Annotated in this window: 18 protein-coding genes; 6 read left to right on the top strand and 12 right to left on the bottom strand. The window is 65.5% G+C overall.

Features of this window, described 5'->3' with window-relative positions; genetic code table 11:
* Nucleotides 1–90: 90 nt before the first annotated feature.
* Nucleotides 91–510, top strand: coding sequence for a DUF305 domain-containing protein (locus U0042_RS18135; RefSeq protein ID WP_114814974.1), 420 nt, complete (start codon nt 91–93; stop codon nt 508–510).
* Between the two features lie 94 nt (nt 511–604).
* On the opposite strand, the gene U0042_RS18130 is transcribed toward U0042_RS18135, so the two are convergent.
* A complete protein-coding gene (locus tag U0042_RS18130) occupies nt 605–952 on the bottom strand; it encodes a hypothetical protein (RefSeq protein ID WP_114814975.1) in 348 nt (115 codons plus the stop codon).
* An 81-nt stretch (nt 953–1,033) separates the two neighbouring features.
* The gene (locus tag U0042_RS18125) at nt 1,034–1,162 is read right to left on the bottom strand and encodes a hypothetical protein (protein ID WP_269814070.1); all 129 of its coding nucleotides are present in this window, start codon (nt 1,160–1,162) and stop codon (nt 1,034–1,036) included.
* Nucleotides 1,163–1,510: 348 nt separating this feature from the next.
* Between U0042_RS18125 and U0042_RS18120 the strand changes: the two genes are divergently transcribed.
* Nucleotides 1,511–1,825 carry a hypothetical protein gene (locus U0042_RS18120; RefSeq protein ID WP_114814976.1) on the top strand — a complete coding sequence of 105 codons (315 nt, stop codon included), beginning with the start codon at nt 1,511–1,513 and terminating at the stop codon, nt 1,823–1,825.
* 57 nt (nt 1,826–1,882) lie between these two features.
* Here the strand turns inward: U0042_RS18120 and U0042_RS18115 are convergent, their stop codons facing one another.
* The 3 genes from U0042_RS18115 to U0042_RS18105 form a co-directional block, all read right to left on the bottom strand.
* On the bottom strand, nt 1,883–2,551 hold the full coding sequence (locus tag U0042_RS18115; RefSeq protein ID WP_114814977.1) for a J domain-containing protein: 669 nt from the start codon (nt 2,549–2,551) through the stop codon (nt 1,883–1,885).
* 121 nt (nt 2,552–2,672) lie between these two features.
* A complete protein-coding gene (locus tag U0042_RS18110) occupies nt 2,673–3,137 on the bottom strand; it encodes a hypothetical protein (RefSeq protein WP_419150440.1) in 465 nt (154 codons plus the stop codon).
* A 156-nt stretch (nt 3,138–3,293) separates the two neighbouring features.
* Nucleotides 3,294–4,250: a DMT family transporter gene (locus U0042_RS18105; RefSeq protein ID WP_232833608.1), complete on the bottom strand. Its 957-nt coding sequence runs from the start codon at nt 4,248–4,250 to the stop codon at nt 3,294–3,296.
* Between the two features lie 242 nt (nt 4,251–4,492).
* On the opposite strand from U0042_RS18105, the gene U0042_RS18100 reads away from it, so the two are divergent.
* The gene (locus U0042_RS18100) at nt 4,493–4,705 is read left to right on the top strand and encodes a hypothetical protein (protein WP_114814979.1); all 213 of its coding nucleotides are present in this window, start codon (nt 4,493–4,495) and stop codon (nt 4,703–4,705) included.
* A gap of 126 nt (nt 4,706–4,831) precedes the next feature.
* On the opposite strand, the gene U0042_RS18095 is transcribed toward U0042_RS18100, so the two are convergent.
* Complete coding sequence (locus tag U0042_RS18095) at nt 4,832–5,599, bottom strand: Mut7-C RNAse domain-containing protein (RefSeq protein ID WP_114814980.1); 768 nt, start codon at nt 5,597–5,599, stop codon at nt 4,832–4,834.
* 91 nt (nt 5,600–5,690) lie between these two features.
* Here U0042_RS18095 and U0042_RS18090 point away from each other — a divergent pair, with 91 nt between their 5' ends.
* Nucleotides 5,691–6,593: an NAD(P)-dependent oxidoreductase gene (locus U0042_RS18090; protein ID WP_114814981.1), complete on the top strand. Its 903-nt coding sequence runs from the start codon at nt 5,691–5,693 to the stop codon at nt 6,591–6,593.
* Nucleotides 6,594–6,698: 105 nt separating this feature from the next.
* Nucleotides 6,699–7,343 (top strand): LysE family translocator, encoded by a 645-nt coding sequence (locus tag U0042_RS18085; RefSeq protein WP_114814982.1) that lies wholly within the window; start codon nt 6,699–6,701, stop codon nt 7,341–7,343.
* An 89-nt stretch (nt 7,344–7,432) separates the two neighbouring features.
* Here the strand turns inward: U0042_RS18085 and U0042_RS18080 are convergent, their stop codons facing one another.
* Nucleotides 7,433–8,698, bottom strand: coding sequence for an MFS transporter (locus tag U0042_RS18080; protein ID WP_114814983.1), 1,266 nt, complete (start codon nt 8,696–8,698; stop codon nt 7,433–7,435).
* A gap of 93 nt (nt 8,699–8,791) precedes the next feature.
* Here U0042_RS18080 and U0042_RS18075 point away from each other — a divergent pair, with 93 nt between their 5' ends.
* Entirely contained in the window at nt 8,792–9,706 is a 915-nt protein-coding gene (locus tag U0042_RS18075; protein WP_114814984.1) for a LysR family transcriptional regulator, read from the top strand.
* Nucleotides 9,707–10,041: 335 nt separating this feature from the next.
* Here U0042_RS18075 and U0042_RS18070 read toward each other — a convergent pair whose 3' ends face one another.
* From U0042_RS18070 to U0042_RS18050, 5 genes are all read right to left on the bottom strand, one after another.
* Complete coding sequence (locus tag U0042_RS18070; protein WP_114814985.1) at nt 10,042–10,875, bottom strand: OmpW/AlkL family protein; 834 nt, start codon at nt 10,873–10,875, stop codon at nt 10,042–10,044.
* A 185-nt stretch (nt 10,876–11,060) separates the two neighbouring features.
* Nucleotides 11,061–12,308, bottom strand: coding sequence for a DUF2957 domain-containing protein (locus U0042_RS18065; RefSeq protein ID WP_114814986.1), 1,248 nt, complete (start codon nt 12,306–12,308; stop codon nt 11,061–11,063).
* 189 nt (nt 12,309–12,497) lie between these two features.
* Nucleotides 12,498–13,811, bottom strand: a complete 1,314-nt coding sequence (locus tag U0042_RS18060; RefSeq protein WP_198665428.1) for a DUF2957 domain-containing protein — start codon at nt 13,809–13,811, stop codon at nt 12,498–12,500.
* A gap of 556 nt (nt 13,812–14,367) precedes the next feature.
* Nucleotides 14,368–15,315, bottom strand: coding sequence for an N-acetyl-gamma-glutamyl-phosphate reductase (argC, locus tag U0042_RS18055; protein WP_114814988.1), 948 nt, complete (start codon nt 15,313–15,315; stop codon nt 14,368–14,370).
* 324 nt (nt 15,316–15,639) lie between these two features.
* On the bottom strand, nt 15,640–16,221 hold the full coding sequence (locus U0042_RS18050) for a flavodoxin family protein (protein WP_017772047.1): 582 nt from the start codon (nt 16,219–16,221) through the stop codon (nt 15,640–15,642).
* Between the last annotated feature and the right edge of the window lie 164 nt (nt 16,222–16,385).

Below are 16,385 nucleotides of genomic sequence, written 5' to 3'. Positions count from 1 at the left end.
CCCACGATGGCGGGCACGCGGTTCGCACAGAAAGCGCGTCTGCCGCAACAAGGTTCTCGATGTTCCCATCCAAAGGAAAGGAGATTCGCTATGCGCAAGTTCTTCGGTGTTTGTACCTCTGTCGTTTGCCTTGGCGTGGCGCTCGGTCTGCCGGCCGCGCCCGCGCTGGCTCAGAGCAGCGCCTCGATGCCGGGTATGAGCATGTCGCCCTCGTCCGGCGCCGCCGGTATGTCGGGCATGCAGGCGGATGGAGGCGCATCGACGCAGGCCTTCAAGGGCGCCGACCAGAAAATGATGAAGAACATGGACGCCCCCTACACGGGCGACGCCGACAAGGATTTCGTGGCCCACATGATTCCGCACCACCAGGGCGCCATCGATATGGCGAAAGTCGAACTCAAGTACGGTAAAGATCCGGAGTTGAAGCGGCTGGCGAACAACATCGTGAAGGCGCAGCGCGACGAGATCGCATTCATGAAGCGCTGGCAGTCGAAGCACGCTGCGCAGTGAGCGTGCGGGGCGCCTTGATGGCGCCGCCTCGCGTGCCGGCCCGCGTGCACCAATTCAAATGTGCAATTTATGCAGTCGGGCCGGCTCAGTGAACTCAATGGTCGTGATGCCAATCGGGGCCACGCCGGTCGTCGCCGCGATGCCATTCGTCGGGACGGTGGTGATCGCCGGCGTCGCGCCATTCGCGGTGCCGCTCTTCCCACTCGCGACGTTCCCAGTAGCGATGTCCGTCGTAATAGCGGTCGCCGTACCAGCCAGGGGCAACGACGACGGCGGCGGGCGGCGGCTCATACACAGCCGGCGGAGGCGGCGGCGCATAGACCGGCGCGGGCGTGCCGATGTTCACGCCGATATCGACGCCCGCCACGGCCGCGGTCGATAGTCCGACGCCCGCGCCTGCAACGAGCGTGGCAGCAATCAGTCGTTTGTATGTCGCGTTCATGTTGTCTCTCCCTTCTTTCATGCGAAGCCATGCGTCGTTCCGCTCGCTTCAATGCGTGTGCACGCGAGCGGAAGCTTCGCGTCAGTAGCGGTCGTAGTAGTCGTGGTGATGGTGGTAGTAGTAGCCGTCGCCCGCAGGCACGACGATGCAGCCGCCCAGCATGCTGCCGAGCGTGAGCGCGAGTAGCGCGAGTGCGATGATTTTCTTCATGACACACCTCTTTGTGGTTCTGAGTGGTTGGTCGTGAGCGCACTTTATTGAGAGGCGACATTACTCGTGTGTTTGTGTGTAACCAAACGTGTTGCATAAACGGCGCAGTGCAAGCACCGAGGCGCGTGTGCGGTTACGCGGTGTTACCTATCTCATAGGGCTGTTTCACCTGCCGCTTAGCGGCGCTCCTACACTTCGAGCCGTGTTCCCCACGGTCATGGTCCGCTCGAACGCGGACACATCAATCGATCAACAAGAGGCACGAGCGGGCAAGAGTGGGAAACAGCAGGCAACAGCGGGCGGCTTCGGCCGCGGCTGTGGCCACCACAAGCAGCTACGGAGAAGATCATGAACAGCAAATTCGTTGTGGGCGCGGCGTTGGGCGTAGCGGCGCTGGTGGCATCGTCAGTGGCGTCGGCTCACGTCGATCTGGCTATCGGACTTGGCGTGCCCGCCTACGTGCCGGCGGAACCGGTGTATGTGGCACCGCCGCCGGTGGCGTATGCGCCGCCGCCCGTTGTCTACGGCGGCCCGCCCGTGGCGGTGATGTACGGCGACGATTGGCGCGAACGCGAATGGCGCCGTCACGAATGGCGGGAGCATCAGTGGCGCGAGCGTGAATGGCGCGAACGCCGCGGGTGGGGCGGATGGGGCGGAGACTGATACTGATACGCAGCGGCCTGTGATCGTTCGGAATCCTTCGTGATCCTTTTCAACCCGTCAGGATCGCAGGCCGAAGAAGCCGCGCCACAGCGCATTGAAGAGGCGACTGTGACGTTCTTCGTGTGGCTCCGCTGAGGTCGTGTCGTGGGGTGGCGTGGCGGCGGGGTCTTCGTTATTTTTGTCGTCGTTGCCGTCGTTTTCTTTCTCGTGCGGCACCGTGTCGTCTGGTTCGCTCGCTTGTTCCTCCGTCGACGTTTCTGCGCGACGCGCCTGCTGCCACGCGTGAACGCTGTCGGCCACGCGGCAGGCGAGTTCTTCGTCGCAGTCTCGACCCAGCAGCACGCCTAGCAGGACGTCGCGGTTGTACCCGGCGTCGGCGAAACGCATGGCGAGCGCGACGTTTTCCCTGTAGTTCTCCTGATACCGCGCCTCGGCCGCTGCCTGTTCGGCGGCTTCACGCTCCGCGCGCTCGCGCTCCCGTTTCTCCTGCGCGCTTTGCCAACGGCGCATCTCCTCGGCGAACACGGCATCGTAGACCGCGCGTTGATGCGCGTCCGAGAGAATCGCGTACGCGTCCTTGATCTCCTGGAACGCGGCGCGCGCAGCGTCCTCCCGACCGGCGTTGCGGTCGGGATGCCACTTCATCGCGGCCTTTCGGTACGCGCGCTTGATCTCGTCCTCGGAGGCGTTGTCGGCAACGCCCAGCAGTTCGTATAAGGTCGCCATCCTGCTTCCCTTCCGTGCCGGTTCGAGCACTATCCTGGCACAGGAAGACGACAGCAGTTCGTCGGCGCACTGACGCGCCTGTTGCGGTTGCGGCTCGCGACCGATGCGATGCGAGGCGAACTTATTCCGGCGACGCTGGAGCCTGTTCCGGCATGCCGCGTGACGCCGGCAGGTGCGGCGCCCGGTTCAATGCGACGAGATCTTCGTTCAGACTCGTATGGAGCGTCGCGATCGCCTGATCGACGTTGTCCGGCTTCAACTGGATGCGGGCGAGCGAATCGTAGACGTAGTGGCGCAGCATCGGATCCTGAGTCCGGTTCAACACCTCGTGGTAGACGGCCACGATCTGGCTTTCACGTCCCGACATCGCGTAAAGGCGATGCAGTTGCTCGAGGTCGTTGACCACCGCGAAGTCGGGGCCGGCAGGGTGGGGCGGCAAATGCTGGGGCAAATCCGGCACGCTCTGCGCGCCCGCGTCCGCGTGTTGAGCGGCATCAGGCATGTTGCCGTCGGCGAAGGCGGTCGGCATGGCGAGCACAAGTGTCGCCATCGCGGCCGCGGAAATCAGGCGCTTCTTCATCATCATCGTGTTCTCCCGTCGTTCGACACCGGCGCGTGGCCGGCCAGCTTTGGGACACACGATAGACGAACGCCCGCACACGATGGATTACCTCATCTCCCCGTTTCTTACACGTTGTGGCGGCTACGGGCGCGTGTCAGCGCAGCACGTTGTTGCGCCCATTCAACCGCGCTCGAATCCGCTGCCGGGTCGGCGTCGGCCTTCGCGTTGCGCGAACGATCGCGGCCATCGCGCGGGCATCACCTGGCAGACGATCAACCCCGCGAGCATCAGCGCGCAGCCCGTGAGTGCACGGGCGCTGAGCGTCTCGCCCAGCACGACCCAGCCCGCCAGTGCGGCGAACACGCCTTCCATGCTGAAGATCACGGCGGCGTGCGCGGGCGCGGCATCTTTTTGTGCGATCACCTGGATCGTGTACGCAATGCCGACCGAAAGCGCGCCGCCATACACGATGGTGGGCGCGGCGCGCGCGATATCGGCCCAACGCACGGGCTCGCACGCCAGCGCCACCGCGAGACACAGCGCGCCGCACGTCACGAACTGCACGAGCGCGAGCATGAGCGGGTCGTGTCGTCGCGCGAAGCGGCCCACCAGCATCACCTGCACGGAGATAGCGAGCGCACCGCCCAACTGATACCAGTCGCCCGTCATCACCTTGAACGCTTCGTTGATGCTGAGCAAATAAAGGCCCACGGCGGCCAGCATCGCGCCCAGCCAGGTGCCCATGCCTGTGCGGTGACGAAACAGCACACCCAGCATCGGCACGATCACCACATAGAGCGAACTGATGAAACCGGCGTTGGCGACCTTCGTGTAGCGCAGGCCGATCTGCTGCAGCGAGATCGCCACCGCAAGCGTGAGGCCGAGCAACGCGCCGTCGCGCAAGAGCGCCGGGCGATCGGCGCTCCATGTGGCGCGCGGACCGGCCGGCGACAGGTGCAGCATGCACACGAGCGCAAGCACCACGCTCGCGCCGAGCAGGAAACGCAACCCCGTGAAGAGGAAGGGACCGACGGCATCGAGACTCAGTCGCTGGGCGACGAACGCCGAGCCCCAGATCATTGCGGCACCGAGCATCAGCAGGTTCGCACGCAGATGTTTGCGGGCAGGAGAATTCACTGAAAAATTTCTCTTTTAAGTACAGGCTTTTATGTAAGACAAAAGAAAGGCGTGGTGTGGACGGAAAAATACATCATGCCTGTTGCCGGATGACAAACGCCCTACGCTGCGTGATACTGCCCCGCGGGAAGCGAGCGCCGCAATACCGCGTGTCGCTTTGCCGGTTGTGCAGTTGTCCAATTGAAGCAGTTATTCTTTTTACGTCGATTTATCAAATCATTTCTGGTTTGGGGAACACTAATATGAAGAAGATCATTGCCTCGCTCGTTACCGCCTCCGTCGCGCTCATCTCCGTTCAGGCTTTTGCTCAGGACGCTTCGGGCGCCGCGCCGGCCACGGCTGCCAGCGCACCGGCGAAGAAGCACCACAAGGTGCTGAAGCACCACGGCAAGCGTGCCAAGGTCCAGGAAGCCGCATCGGCTGCCGGCACGAACGACAAGGGCACGCAGCAGTAAGCTGCCCGTGCCGATGCGGGCGCACGCAGCGCCTGCAGCAGCGCAGGAAGGCCGGAGCGGCGACGCTCTGGCCTTTTCTTTTGCCCGCGCCATCGGTTCGGGCCCCGCTGGCATCCCAGCCGGCATTCAATCCGCCGTAAGACCGCTGTGCGCCGATGGGTGCGTCACGCTGTCCATGAGCGCGCGCATGCGTTGCCAGTGCGTGCCTTCCCAGAACACGCGCCGGCAAACATCGCAGGTCACGAACTGCGTGTGACGTGCAAGGACGCCCGGCGGCGCGCGTTCGCCCACCTCGTTTTTGGCGATGCGTCGCAACGGAGCGTTGCACGTGAGACACAGCCGGAACGGGCGCGCACTCGCCGCGAGGTCGAGCCGATCGAACACTTCGCGCAACTGGTCCTTCGGCTTGAGCGCGCGGACGTAGCAGCCGTGCGTGATGGTGCGTCGCTTCAGCAACTCGCGGTCGCGCGTGAGCACGATGCGGTTTTCGCTTGCGGCGAGCGCTTCGATTTCGTCGTCTGGAAAGCCGTTGTCGTAGAGCGTGTCGAAGCCCGCGAGCCGTAACAGCTGGGCAAGGCCGCCCAGGTGCGCGTCCGCGATGAAGCGTGTCACGCGAAGCGGCGCCGCGCGCACGCGCAGCAACGGCTGGATGTCGACGGACTCGAACTTCGGATAGACCGCCACGCGGTCGCCCTCGGCGAGCAGGTGATCGAAGCCTACAGACTCGCCGTTCACCAGAATCAGCTCGACTTCCGTGTGCGGCACGCCCAGTGCCTCGATCATGTGCTTGGCCGTGGCGGCTCGCGCGCACGCACAGCTGAACTCGTGCCGCCGCAGCGACGGCGCGAGAAAGTCGTTCAGCTCTTCATAGAAGCGGAATGTCGCCGTGACCATGCGGCAAGTATGGCACCGGCGCTGCGGGCATGCCTGCGCCTGTCACGCGGCTGTGCTTTACTGCCGGTTTGGCTGCACGAGGAGAGCGAGGATGGACATCGGTTTTATCGGTCTCGGCGAAATGGGCGCCGCGATGGTTGCAAACATTCTGAAAGCGGGGCACAGCGTGCGCGTGTGGAACCGAACCCGCGAGCGCGCGTTGCCGCTTGCCGAGGCCGGCGCGCGCATCGTCGAAACGCCTGCCGAGGCCATGACGGGCGACGCCGTGTTTTCCATGCTCGCCGACGACGCCGCGGTGACCGAAGTCTTCGATGCCGCGTTGATCGAGCGTGCGCCGCGCGGCCTCGTGCACGTCAACATGGCCACCATTTCCGTGGCGCTCGCGCAGAACGTGGCGCGCATGCATGAAGAGCGCGGCCTGCATTACGTGGCCGCGCCGGTGCTGGGCCGTCCCGATGTGGCGGCTGCCGGCAAGCTCACGATCATGGCGGCCGGTGCGGCGGAGGCGGTGGACCGCGTGCAGCCGGTGCTCGATGCGGTGGGCCAGAAGACATGGCGCATCGGCTCGCTGCCGCAGCAGGCGAACGTGATGAAGCTCGCGGCAAACTTCATGCTGGCTTCGGCGGTGGAGGCGCTGGGCGAGGCGTCGGCGCTGCTGGGCGGCCATGGCGTATCGATGCAGGACTTCCTCGACGTCGTGACGAGCGGGCCGTTTCCCGGCCCGGTGTATCAGGGCTATGGCCGGATGATTGCGGAGCAGCGTTACGAGCCGGCGCTCTTCAAGGCACGGCTCGGTCTGAAGGACGTGCGGCTCGCGCTGGCGGCGGCGGACGCCACGTCCACCCCGCTGCCGATGGCGAGCGTGGTGCGCGACAGCCTGATGGAAGCCATTGCTCACGGCGACGGCGAGCGCGACTTCGCCGTGCTCGGTAAGGTGGCGGCGCGTCGCGTCGCGCAGGGCGTTGATCCTGGCGAATGCCGTCGCTCGCGATAGGTGAGCGCGGGCGGGCATAATGGCGTCCTTTTCCGGCGCCGGTTATGTGCCGGTTATGCGCTGGTTTTGCGTTCGTGGCTGGCGCCCGCCCCTGAGGAAGTTCGAATGAGCCTGCACACCTGGTGGCTGCTGGTCGCCACTGTCTTCGTCGTCTCCGCCATTCCTGGCCCGAACATGCTGCTCGTGATGACTCACGGCGCACGTTACGGGCTGCGTCGCTCAAGTGCGACGATGGCCGGGTGCCTCACCGGCATCATGTTGATGGCGTCGATATCGGCCGCCGGGCTCGGCGTGTTCCTGCAAGCCTGGCCGACGATGTTCAACGCGCTGCGGCTCGCGGGCGCTGCCTACCTGGTGTGGCTCGGCATCAAGGCGTGGCGCGCGCCGGCGGCCGAAATGCGCGAAACGGCCGCGGCGGACGCCGAGGCTTCGTCCGCGCCGCTGCGTCGCTCGGCGTTTTCGCTGTTTCGCAACGGCTTTCTGGTGGCGAGCAGCAATCCGAAGGCGATTCTGTTTGCGGCGGCGCTGCTGCCGCAATTCATCGACGCGAGTCGGCCCGCGCTGCCGCAGTTCGTCGTTCTGGTCGCGACGATCGCCGTGATCGAGGTGGGCTGGTATCTGATCTATGCCGGCTTCGGCACGCATATCGGCGAGCGCTTGCGCAGCAAGAGCGTGGCGAAGGCGTTCAACCGGTTGACGGGCGGCGTGTTCGTCGGATTCGGCGCGATGATGGCGCTCGTGCGGCATTGACGGCCACGGCGGCGTGAGGCGCATGGTGCGTGCCGGCATGCGCCGTGCCATCGTGCGCGTACCGCGCTGCGCCGTGCCGCGCGTGAGGCTCAGTCCGCGCCTTTCATCACGCCGAGCAGAAATGTCGCGCCCGTGAACCCGAAGCACACCGCGCAGACGCCGTTCCAGCCAGCCACACTCCAGGCTACGCCTGAGAGCATCGCGCCCAGCGCCCCGCCCACGAAGAACATGCCCACGAAGATTCCGTTCAGACGTCCGCGCGCGGCCGGGTTCATGAGATTGATCGAGCGCCGGCCCAACGTCTGATCGACGACGACGCCTGCGTCCAGCGCTGCGGCGCTCGCCACCAGCAAGGTCATGGCGAGCCCGGCGTGCGCGGCCGGCGCGAAGCCGAACCAGCCGGCGCCGGCCACGCCCATGGCCAGAATCGCCGCGAGCATGGCCAGGTGGCCGAGCCGCAGCGTGGCATTGCCGATGCCGCGATCGCCGGCGCGACCCGCGAGTGGCGTGACGATCGCGCCCGTCGCGCCTGCCAGCGCGAAGAGCGCGATGCCGTGCAGGTCGAGGCCGAAGGGCGGCTGCGCAAGCCGCAGGCCGATCGCTGTCCAGAACGCGCTGAACGCGCCCATCACGAGCGCCGCGGAGAACGAGCGCCGTTGCAACACTGGCTCCGTGCGCAGCAGCGTCCAGAGCGACGCCAGCAGATCGGGATAGCGCGTGGCGGCCTGCGGACGGCGCATCGGCAGCCGCAGGCCGAGCGCGACGGCCAGGAGCGCGTCGGCGGTCGCCGCGACGCCGTAGAAGCCGCGCCAGCTCACCGAACCGGCAATTACGCTGGCGAGCGGCCGCGACAGCAGGATGCCCACCATCAATCCGCTCATCACATTGCCCACCGCCCGGCCGCGTCGATGCTCGGGCGCCATCGACGCGGCCATCGGCACGAGCATCTGGATCACGCTGGATGCCGCGCCGGCAAAGAAGATGGCAACGAGAAAGAGCAGACCGGACCGCGTGAACACGGGCACGGCGAGGAACACGGCGCAGGCCGCGAGCGTGCGCACGATCAGGCGCCGGTTTTCCATGAGGTCGCACAGCGGCACGAGCAGCACGAGCCCGGCCGCGTACCCGAGCTGCGGCAGCATGGCGACGAGTCCGGCGAGCGACGGCGGCAGCCGCAGCGACTCGCTGATCGTGCCGGTGAGCGGCTGCGCTGCGAACAGATCCACCACGACGATGCCGACTGCCGCGGAGAAGAACAGCATGAGCGGCGTGGAGAGGTCCGTGGGCGCGGCGGCGGTGCCGCGGACGTCGACATTCGCATCGGCATTGGCCTGAGCGTCGGCGGAAGAACTCATCGTGGTGGCTCCGGAGGCGATGTCTGCCCATCCTACGAATCGCTGCTCTATGCGACAATTGAAATATGTTGATAATCTTTATGCGAGATTGTTTTGAACACTCGGGATCTTCAGGCTTTCGTCGCCGTGGTGGATAGCGGCTCGATGGTGCGGGCCGCGCAGACGTTGCATCTGACACAGCCCGGCCTGACGCGTCGGGTGCAGAACCTCGAGACCACCCTGGGCATGCCGTTGCTGGACCGTCAGGCCAAGCCGCTCAAGCCGACGGCCGCCGGGCGCGAGGTGTATGCGCTTGCGCGCAACGTGTTGGGCGCGGTCGATGACCTGTTAGCGCTCACTTCGCCTGACAGCGAGCCGACCGGGGAGTTGAGGCTCGGTGTGCCGCCGTTTCTCTCGGAATTTGCGCTGGAAGAGCCCGTGGATCGGCTGCGCAGCGCGTTCCCGAAGCTCACGTTGCGCGTCACGGCGGCGTGGTCGCCGGGGCTGTTGCAGAGCGTGGAACGGGCGTCGGCCGACGTGGCCGTCGTGCTGATGCCACCCAATGTGGTGTTGCCGGACACGGTGGTGTCCACGAGGCTTGCGTGCCTGTCCACGGTGATCGTGGCGCCGCGGTCGCTGGACGTGCCGGATACGCCGGTGTCGCTGGCCGAGCTGTCGCGTTACGCGTGGGTGCTGAATCAGGAGGGTTGCGGCATGCGGTCCGCTCTTTCGCGGGCGCTGGCGGCGCGCGGACTGCCGTTCAACGTGGCCGTCGAGGCGTTCGGCTCCGACCTGCAGCTTTCGCTGGTGGCGCGTGGTTTGGGCATCGGCGTCGTGCCGCCGGACCGGCTCGCGCGCTCGCCGCACCGCGACCGGCTAAGAACCGTAGAGACCACCGACTTCCAGGCGGACGTCAACGTATGGTTCGTGCATGGCGCATTGCCGGGGCGCCTCGTGCGGGCCGTCGGTCTGTTGCGCGAGGCGCTGGTCGAGACGCTCGTGGCGCACGGTATTGCTGCCGCGGAATAGGCGAGGCCGCCGGAGATCCGCGTGACATAGGCGGCAGGTTGCCATGGGACGCCGGGCGAACAAGGCAGAGCGGAAGGAGGCAACCGCCACTCAAAGCGCCTAGACCATCCGACCTGCCGTTGCGCGAAGACAACAATTGGGGATTGCCCGCACTTTCATGTTGCGTCGCACCACGCGCTTTGCTATAGTCGGAATTGTCTCCTCCATGTCTCCTCTGATATGGATTCAGCCCGCCAAACAAGGCGGGCTTTTTTTTGCCTGGACAATCCCGGCGCGCTTTAGACACATCCGGCTCCCAGCGCTTCAGCGTCTCCTCGCGCTCATCACTCACGGACTCAGAACCGGTACGACAGCGCTAGATACGTGATGATCGGGTCGGCCTTCAGCTCCGATTGCGTCACGGCCAGTTGCGTGCCGTCCGCCGCCTTGATGATCACCGACGACGTCGTCTTCAACGGGATGTAAGTCACCGAAGCCGTCACGCCCCAGTGTTCGTTGATGTTGTACACGGCGCCCGCGTTGAACACCGGCGCCCACGACGACGACGCCTTCGCCTCCACTCGCGTCTGCCCCGGCTTGCCCGCGCCCGCGGCGAGAATGGCGCCCAGATTCTGCTGCGTCGACTGCACGAAGTTCGGATTCAGCTCGAGGTTGGTGAAGAAGTTGTACGACACGCCCACGCCGATGAACGGCCGGAACTTCGACGTCGACGACGCGAAGTAGTACTGGAACAGCAGCGCCGGGCTCCACTGCCGCACGCTCTTCACGATCGGATTGACGCCCGCCTGCCCGATGTCCTGACTGCCGAGTGCGCCCGCCGGCCCCGGCGGCTTGATGGTGCCGTGGCCGTAGATCTTGAACGTCGGCGGCACGCCCGCCACGCTCGTGATCGCGATGTTGTCCGTGAGGAAGTGGCTGAAGACGAGCCCGAGGGTATCCGCCTTGTTCGAGGCGAGCCCTGTGCCCGACGACGTGAACGACGACGGCAGCCGCAACGGCGTGTTGATCGGCGTGGGCGCCACGTGCGTGGTGAGCGGCTGGCTCGACTGCTGCGGCATGATGTGGAACCAGCCGAGCGACACGACGTCGTCGCCGGCCTTCTGTGCGTGGGCGCTGGCGCACGCGCAGAGCGCGAGCGCCGCCAACGCGGGTCTCAAGGTGCTGTGCATGTTTTCTCTCCCTGCTTCCCTTCAGCGGGCAAGCCTGCTTCACGCGACGGCGCGACGGGCGTGGCTGCCCGCTGCGTCGGGCGTCGCGCCTTCACCCGTCGCCGCGTGAACGGTGCATGCGGCGGTCGAGGGGCGAAGGCGGAAGCGGCCGCCTCGTTCCGTTGTGTCGGTGTGCGTCCCGTCCATTACTGGACGAAGGCGCCGATGGTGAAGTACGGCGACGACGCGTTCGTCATGTCGAGGAAGCCGAACACGCCGCCCGAGAAGATGAACTTGCCGGTGGGCGCGCTACCCGCCGCGGCATCCGTATGCACCGAGGTCACGACGCCCGGCACCGCCTCTGCGTAGCTCAGATTGAGCGCGGTGGCGAGCGACGCCTGCGACGGCTGGAACGGATCGAGCAGCGTGGCCTGCGCGCCGGCGATCGCCGTGGTGCGGTAGTTGAACGCGCTATCCACGCCGATGTACTCGCCGTCCTGCGAGCCCTGCGCCACGGCCGTTTGCGGCGCGAGAATCGAGATGCCCGATTCGTCGTCGGCAACAGGACCGGAGATGCCGTTCTGCGGATTCGGCGTGAGCGTGGAGTTGGCCACGCCCGTGCGCACGAGAATCGGCACCAGCTGGTTGCGCAGCTTGCCGACGATCATGAAGCCCTTGGCGTACGGCGTCGTGGCGAGCGTCGGCTTGGCCTGCCCCTGGAACTTGTCGGTTTCGAACGCGCCGCTGCCGTCCGATGACTGCACGAAGTTCGTTCCCGGCTGCTGGCACGTGCCGGCGTTGACGCCGGTGTTGTCGCACTCGGTCCACGTACCGTCCGCGTTGATGGTGATCTTCGAATCGACGGCCACCGGCAGGAAGTTTTGCGACGGCACCTGGTGATAGCCCAACTGGTTATAGGTGCCGGCCACGTTCGCGATGTTCGTCTCGAGCGACGAGAAGCCGATGAACGGGTAGTACGGGAACGTCGTGTCGGGCACGGCCCCTTCGCCGAGGATGCCGCCGAACTGGATCTCCTTGCCCGGAATCGTGCCGCCCGCCACGCCGAAGCCGACGAAGATGCGCGCCGGACGGTTCGGGTCGAGACTCGCGCCGTTCAGGCGGAACGCGCACTGGTTGAGCTTCTGCGTGGGCAGCAGCGTCTCCTGCGTGATCGTGCCGCTTTGCGACGTGCCGGCGCGCGTGGGCGAAACGGTGCCCGTAGTCTGCGGGATCGGCGACTCGACGTAGGTGATCTGCCAGGTCATCTTCGTCGTGTCGAGTTGCAGCTTGACGAGTTCGCCGTCGCCGCCGCCGCCCGTGTAGACCGTGTTGTAGTCGAGCGATGCGGGACACAGCCGCACTTCAGGCGGAGGCGCCGACGTGCCGCCACCGCCGCCGCATGCGGCAAGTATCGGCGCCGCGATGACGGCCGCCGCAAAGGTCTTCCAGTTCATACCGCCCCTCCATGATCTTTTCGTTGTGAGCGGCCAGCTCCCTGTCCAGCCGCGCTTCGTCTCGTTCTCTAACGGTGTTGCCGGTGCTGCGTTTGTGTGCTGCTTTTATGGTTCTGCTGCCGTGGTGCGACGTGCGTCTCGCGGGGCGCGAGGTGTGTGCTTTTTTCGATGCTGCCGTTCCTCCTCAACTCACTTGCTGATCTGCGCGCCGATGCCGAAGTACGGATTGCTCGACCACGTGCCGCCTGAGGCGAGGCCGCCGTTCATGGTGTCGTTGATCAGGACGGCGTACAAACCGCCCGACGCGATCGCGAATCCGCTCTTGCCCCGCGTGTCCGTCACGCCGATGAGACCGGGCGTCGAGAGACCGTAGTTGAGCGCGAAACCGTCTTCGTTGCCGGCCGTGGTGGGATTGATGAACGTGCCCACGCCGCCCTGGATAAGAGTGGCCGTGTACTTGAAGTTCGAGTCGGCGCCGACGTAGCCGCCGTCGAAGCCGCCCGATGCAATCGCCGTGTTCTTCGCGAGCAGCGCGATGCCCGATTCGTCGTCGGCCTGCAGGGCGCTGAGATTCACGTTGCCGGTACGCACGACGAGCGGCACGGTAGCGCCGTTGAGCTGGCCGAGCACCATGTGCGCGCTCGCTGAAATGCCGAGCGGCAGCGTCTGCGCGCTGATCTGCGGAGCCTGCGTGCTGGTGAAGTAGCCGTTGCTGCCCGCGGTCCACGCGTTGCCCGTGGTGAGGCAGCGCGTTGCCGACGTGCACGCGCCGTTGGCGTCGAACGTTTCGGTCGAGTTCGCGCCGGCCGTGAGGTAATTGCCCGACGGCGTGATGTGATAGAGCAGCGCGTTGTACGTACCGGGCAGCTTCGAGATGTCCGTCGTGGTGCTCGCGAAGCCGAGGAACGGATAGAAGTCGAACTGCCGGTTCGGCACCTGGCCGACACCCGTGCCGAGCCCGAGGATACTCACGCCGCTGAACTGCACCGTCGCGCCCGGAATGCCGCCGCCCGCGACGCCAAGGCCCACCAGCACCATCGGCGGATTGCTCGTGTTGAAGCTTGCCGCGGTGCTGTAGGTGCCGCCGCCGGGTGCCGTGCCGCTGCCGGGCTCGAGAACGAAGGCGCAACGCGTCTGTTCGGCGGTAGGCAAGGTGCCGGTGGGCGGATGCGCCACGTTGCCGGTGATCGTCACGCCTGCTCGCGTGGGTGACACGGTGCCCGTGGTGAGCGGAATGGGCGACTCCCACCACTTCAGCGTGTACGTCATCGCCGTGGCGTTGATGTTGAGACTCACGATCTCGCCGCTGCCGGCGCCGCCCAGATAAGTCGTGCTGCCGATGTCGGCCGTGGCCGGACACAGCGCTCCTGCACCGGCGCCTTGCGCGGGCGGGCCCTGCACGCCGCAACTGGCGCCCGAGCATTGAGGAACGTTGACGGCGCCTGGTGCATCAGCCTTTCCGCCGCCGCAAGCAATGAGCAAGGGTGCAGTGGCGATGGCCAACGCCAGTCCCACCGAAACGGTGTGCGACATTGTTGTCTCCCTGATCTCGTGTAATTGTGCGGTGTAATTTGGCCGGGCTCTTTATGGCTGTCAATTGAAAGAACCGTCTAAAAAAGTCGATTCAAACAGCGTTTTATTCGCCGATGCCGCGTTGTGGCGAGGCGCGCCGCCCTTTTAAACGGAACGCGGGTTTACGGCAGGACACAGATTATGTTGCGCGTGCGGCGCAACATCGCCCGCGCCTTGCCGTGCGGGGCCGCCGGGCAAATCGCGTCATCGTGCCGGAACGGTCGTTTGCGGAAAAATACGTGAATTCCCTATGCGGAAATCAATGCCGCTTTAGCAATAAAAGCAAGAAAAATTTCCCGTTCATCTGGAATATCCCAATAGCTGCGCGCTTTTCTCGTTATTCGAGCGGCTTTTAAAGGGAGGCGCAAGGCGCGTGGAGGCTCGCGCTCGTGACGGGATGCTGACGGCGTAATGGCGCGCACAGGCGTTTGAAAAAAAGAAGCCGGCTGGATGAAAGCCGGCTTCGGGGGATGGCGCGCTTGCGCTATCAGCGTTTCAATCCGGTGTCTTCCGGCGCGCCGATGGCGAGGTTCATGCACTGGATGGCGGCGCCCGACGCCCCCTTGCCCAGGTTGTCGAGCCGCGCGACGGTCACGAAGCGCTCTTCGGTGCCGAAGACGAACAGGTCGACGCGATTGGTGTCGTTGGTGGCCTGCACGTCGAAGAAGCCGGCGTCCAGGTTTTCTTCCGCGTTGAACGGCGCCACGCGCACGAACGCTTCGCCCGCGTAGAACTCGGCGAAGAGCGCCTGCACGTCCTGCGGAGTCGCGCGCTTCGCCAGATGCTGCGGCGAGAAGTACGTCGTGACGGCGAGGCCCTTGAGGAAGTTGCCCACGATCGGCGTGAATACCGGTGCCGATTTCAGGCCGGTATGCACCGCCATCTCCGGCAGATGCTTGTGGCCGAGGCCGAGCGCGTAGGGCCGCGGGCTGTTCAGCTTCGCGTTGTTGCCTGCTTCGTACTCCGCAATCATCTTCTTGCCGCCGCCGCTGTAGCCCGTGATGGAGTAGCTGTGCGCTGCGAACTCGGGCGCGACCACGCCGGCTTCGATGAGCGGCCGCATGGCCAGCACGAATGCGGACGCATGGCAGCCCGGCACCGCAATGCGCTTCGCGTTGCGCACGCGTTCGCGCTGACCGCGCGTGAGTTCGGGCACGCCGTACACCCAGTCGGGGCTCGTGCGGAACGCGGTACTCGCGTCGATCACGACGGTGCGGCTGTTGTCCACGAGCGTGACCGACTCGCGCGAGGCCACGTCGGGCAGACACAGGAACGTGACGTCCGAGGCGTTGATGAGACGACGTCGCTCTTCGATGTCCTTGCGCTTCGCTTCTTCGATGCGCAGGACTTCCACGTCGCTACGTTGCGACAGGTATTCGAAGATCTTCAGGCCGGTGGTGCCTTCCTGTCCGTCGACAAAAACTTTCGTGCTCATCGCTGTCTCGCTGAAACGGGTGATTCGGTGCAGTGGAGCCGGGCCGCGAGCCGAAGGCGCCGGTTCGGTGCGGCGCCGGTTTCGCGCCGGAACGCCATTTTAAGACCTCATGGCGGCAAACGTGCGACGTTGCGGGAGAAAACGCCGCATTTTCTGCACCTTGCGCGACGATAGTGACGCGCGGATGACGCGAAGAGGGGGCGAAGAGCGGCGCGCGAAGCGGGCAAAGCGGAGTAGGCAAGGCGTCGGTGGCCCGCCCTGGGGCACCCGACGCCTTGCTCACCGCTTCGGCGCGAGAGAAATGCGAGACGAAGCGGAAAAACCTTACGCGGACCCTTCGCGCCCCGCGTTCCAGCGTGCCGTCACGGCCGCCACGCGCGCGCCAAACACCTTGGCGGTTTCCAGATCGCCCTGGGGCGGCGCCTCTTCGGGCGACGCGTCCGCGGGTGACTGTCCGAGCAGGCCGGTGAAGCCGCCCACGTAGTTCAGGTCGTTGCGCGTGGCGGCCTTCGTGTTCGACGGCATGATGCCCGTGCCCGTCCAGATCATGCTGTGCTGCATGGCGAGCGTGACGAAATACTGGATGGTCGAGAACTTGTCGCCGTTCATCGTGGCGGAGTTGGTGAAGCCGGCAGCGATCTTGTCCTTCCACTTCTGCGTGAACCACGGCTTGGACGTGGCGTCCGCGAACTTCTTGAAGTCTGCCGAGGGTCCGCCCATGTACGTGGGTGCGCCGAAGACGATGGCATCGGCGGCGTCCAGTTCGCCCCATGCCGCGTCGTCCAGTTCGCCGACCGCAAACAGCTTCGCGTCGGCGCCCGCGTCGGTCATGCCGGCCAGAACCGCTTCGGCGAGCTTCTTCGTGTGGCCGTAGCCGCTGTGATAAACGATGACAATCTTCGACATGGAGCGCTCCATTTCTCAAGGGGAAAACGGGGGGAATCCGGCTGTCCGGATGAAGGCCGCCGCGTGGACCGCGCATGGCGGCACCGCCGACATTTAAGCACTTTCTCGTGTAGCGGCCGTGCATCGTGCACGGCGCGCGCGGGAACGACAGAATTTCCGGGTAG

The organism is Paraburkholderia kururiensis, assembly GCF_034424375.1.
Lineage (GTDB): Bacteria > Pseudomonadota > Gammaproteobacteria > Burkholderiales > Burkholderiaceae > Paraburkholderia > Paraburkholderia kururiensis_A.
This window is presented reverse-complemented; position numbering and strand designations above follow the sequence as displayed.

Coding starts and splice junctions, on each gene's coding strand:
- U0042_RS18135 (WP_114814974.1), top strand. CDS start 91: ATGCGCAAGTTCTTCGGTGTTTGTACCTCTGTCGTTTGCCTTGGCGTG.
- U0042_RS18130 (WP_114814975.1), bottom strand. CDS start 952: ATGAACGCGACATACAAACGACTGATTGCTGCCACGCTCGTTGCAGGC.
- U0042_RS18125 (WP_269814070.1), bottom strand. CDS start 1,162: ATGAAGAAAATCATCGCACTCGCGCTACTCGCGCTCACGCTCGGCAGC.
- U0042_RS18120 (WP_114814976.1), top strand. CDS start 1,511: ATGAACAGCAAATTCGTTGTGGGCGCGGCGTTGGGCGTAGCGGCGCTG.
- U0042_RS18115 (WP_114814977.1), bottom strand. CDS start 2,551: ATGGCGACCTTATACGAACTGCTGGGCGTTGCCGACAACGCCTCCGAG.
- U0042_RS18110 (WP_419150440.1), bottom strand. CDS start 3,137: ATGATGATGAAGAAGCGCCTGATTTCCGCGGCCGCGATGGCGACACTT.
- U0042_RS18100 (WP_114814979.1), top strand. CDS start 4,493: ATGAAGAAGATCATTGCCTCGCTCGTTACCGCCTCCGTCGCGCTCATC.
- U0042_RS18095 (WP_114814980.1), bottom strand. CDS start 5,599: ATGGTCACGGCGACATTCCGCTTCTATGAAGAGCTGAACGACTTTCTC.
- U0042_RS18090 (WP_114814981.1), top strand. CDS start 5,691: ATGGACATCGGTTTTATCGGTCTCGGCGAAATGGGCGCCGCGATGGTT.
- U0042_RS18085 (WP_114814982.1), top strand. CDS start 6,699: ATGAGCCTGCACACCTGGTGGCTGCTGGTCGCCACTGTCTTCGTCGTC.
- U0042_RS18080 (WP_114814983.1), bottom strand. CDS start 8,698: ATGAGTTCTTCCGCCGACGCTCAGGCCAATGCCGATGCGAATGTCGAC.
- U0042_RS18070 (WP_114814985.1), bottom strand. CDS start 10,875: ATGCACAGCACCTTGAGACCCGCGTTGGCGGCGCTCGCGCTCTGCGCG.
- U0042_RS18065 (WP_114814986.1), bottom strand. CDS start 12,308: ATGAACTGGAAGACCTTTGCGGCGGCCGTCATCGCGGCGCCGATACTT.
- argC (WP_114814988.1), bottom strand. CDS start 15,315: ATGAGCACGAAAGTTTTTGTCGACGGACAGGAAGGCACCACCGGCCTG.
- U0042_RS18050 (WP_017772047.1), bottom strand. CDS start 16,221: ATGTCGAAGATTGTCATCGTTTATCACAGCGGCTACGGCCACACGAAG.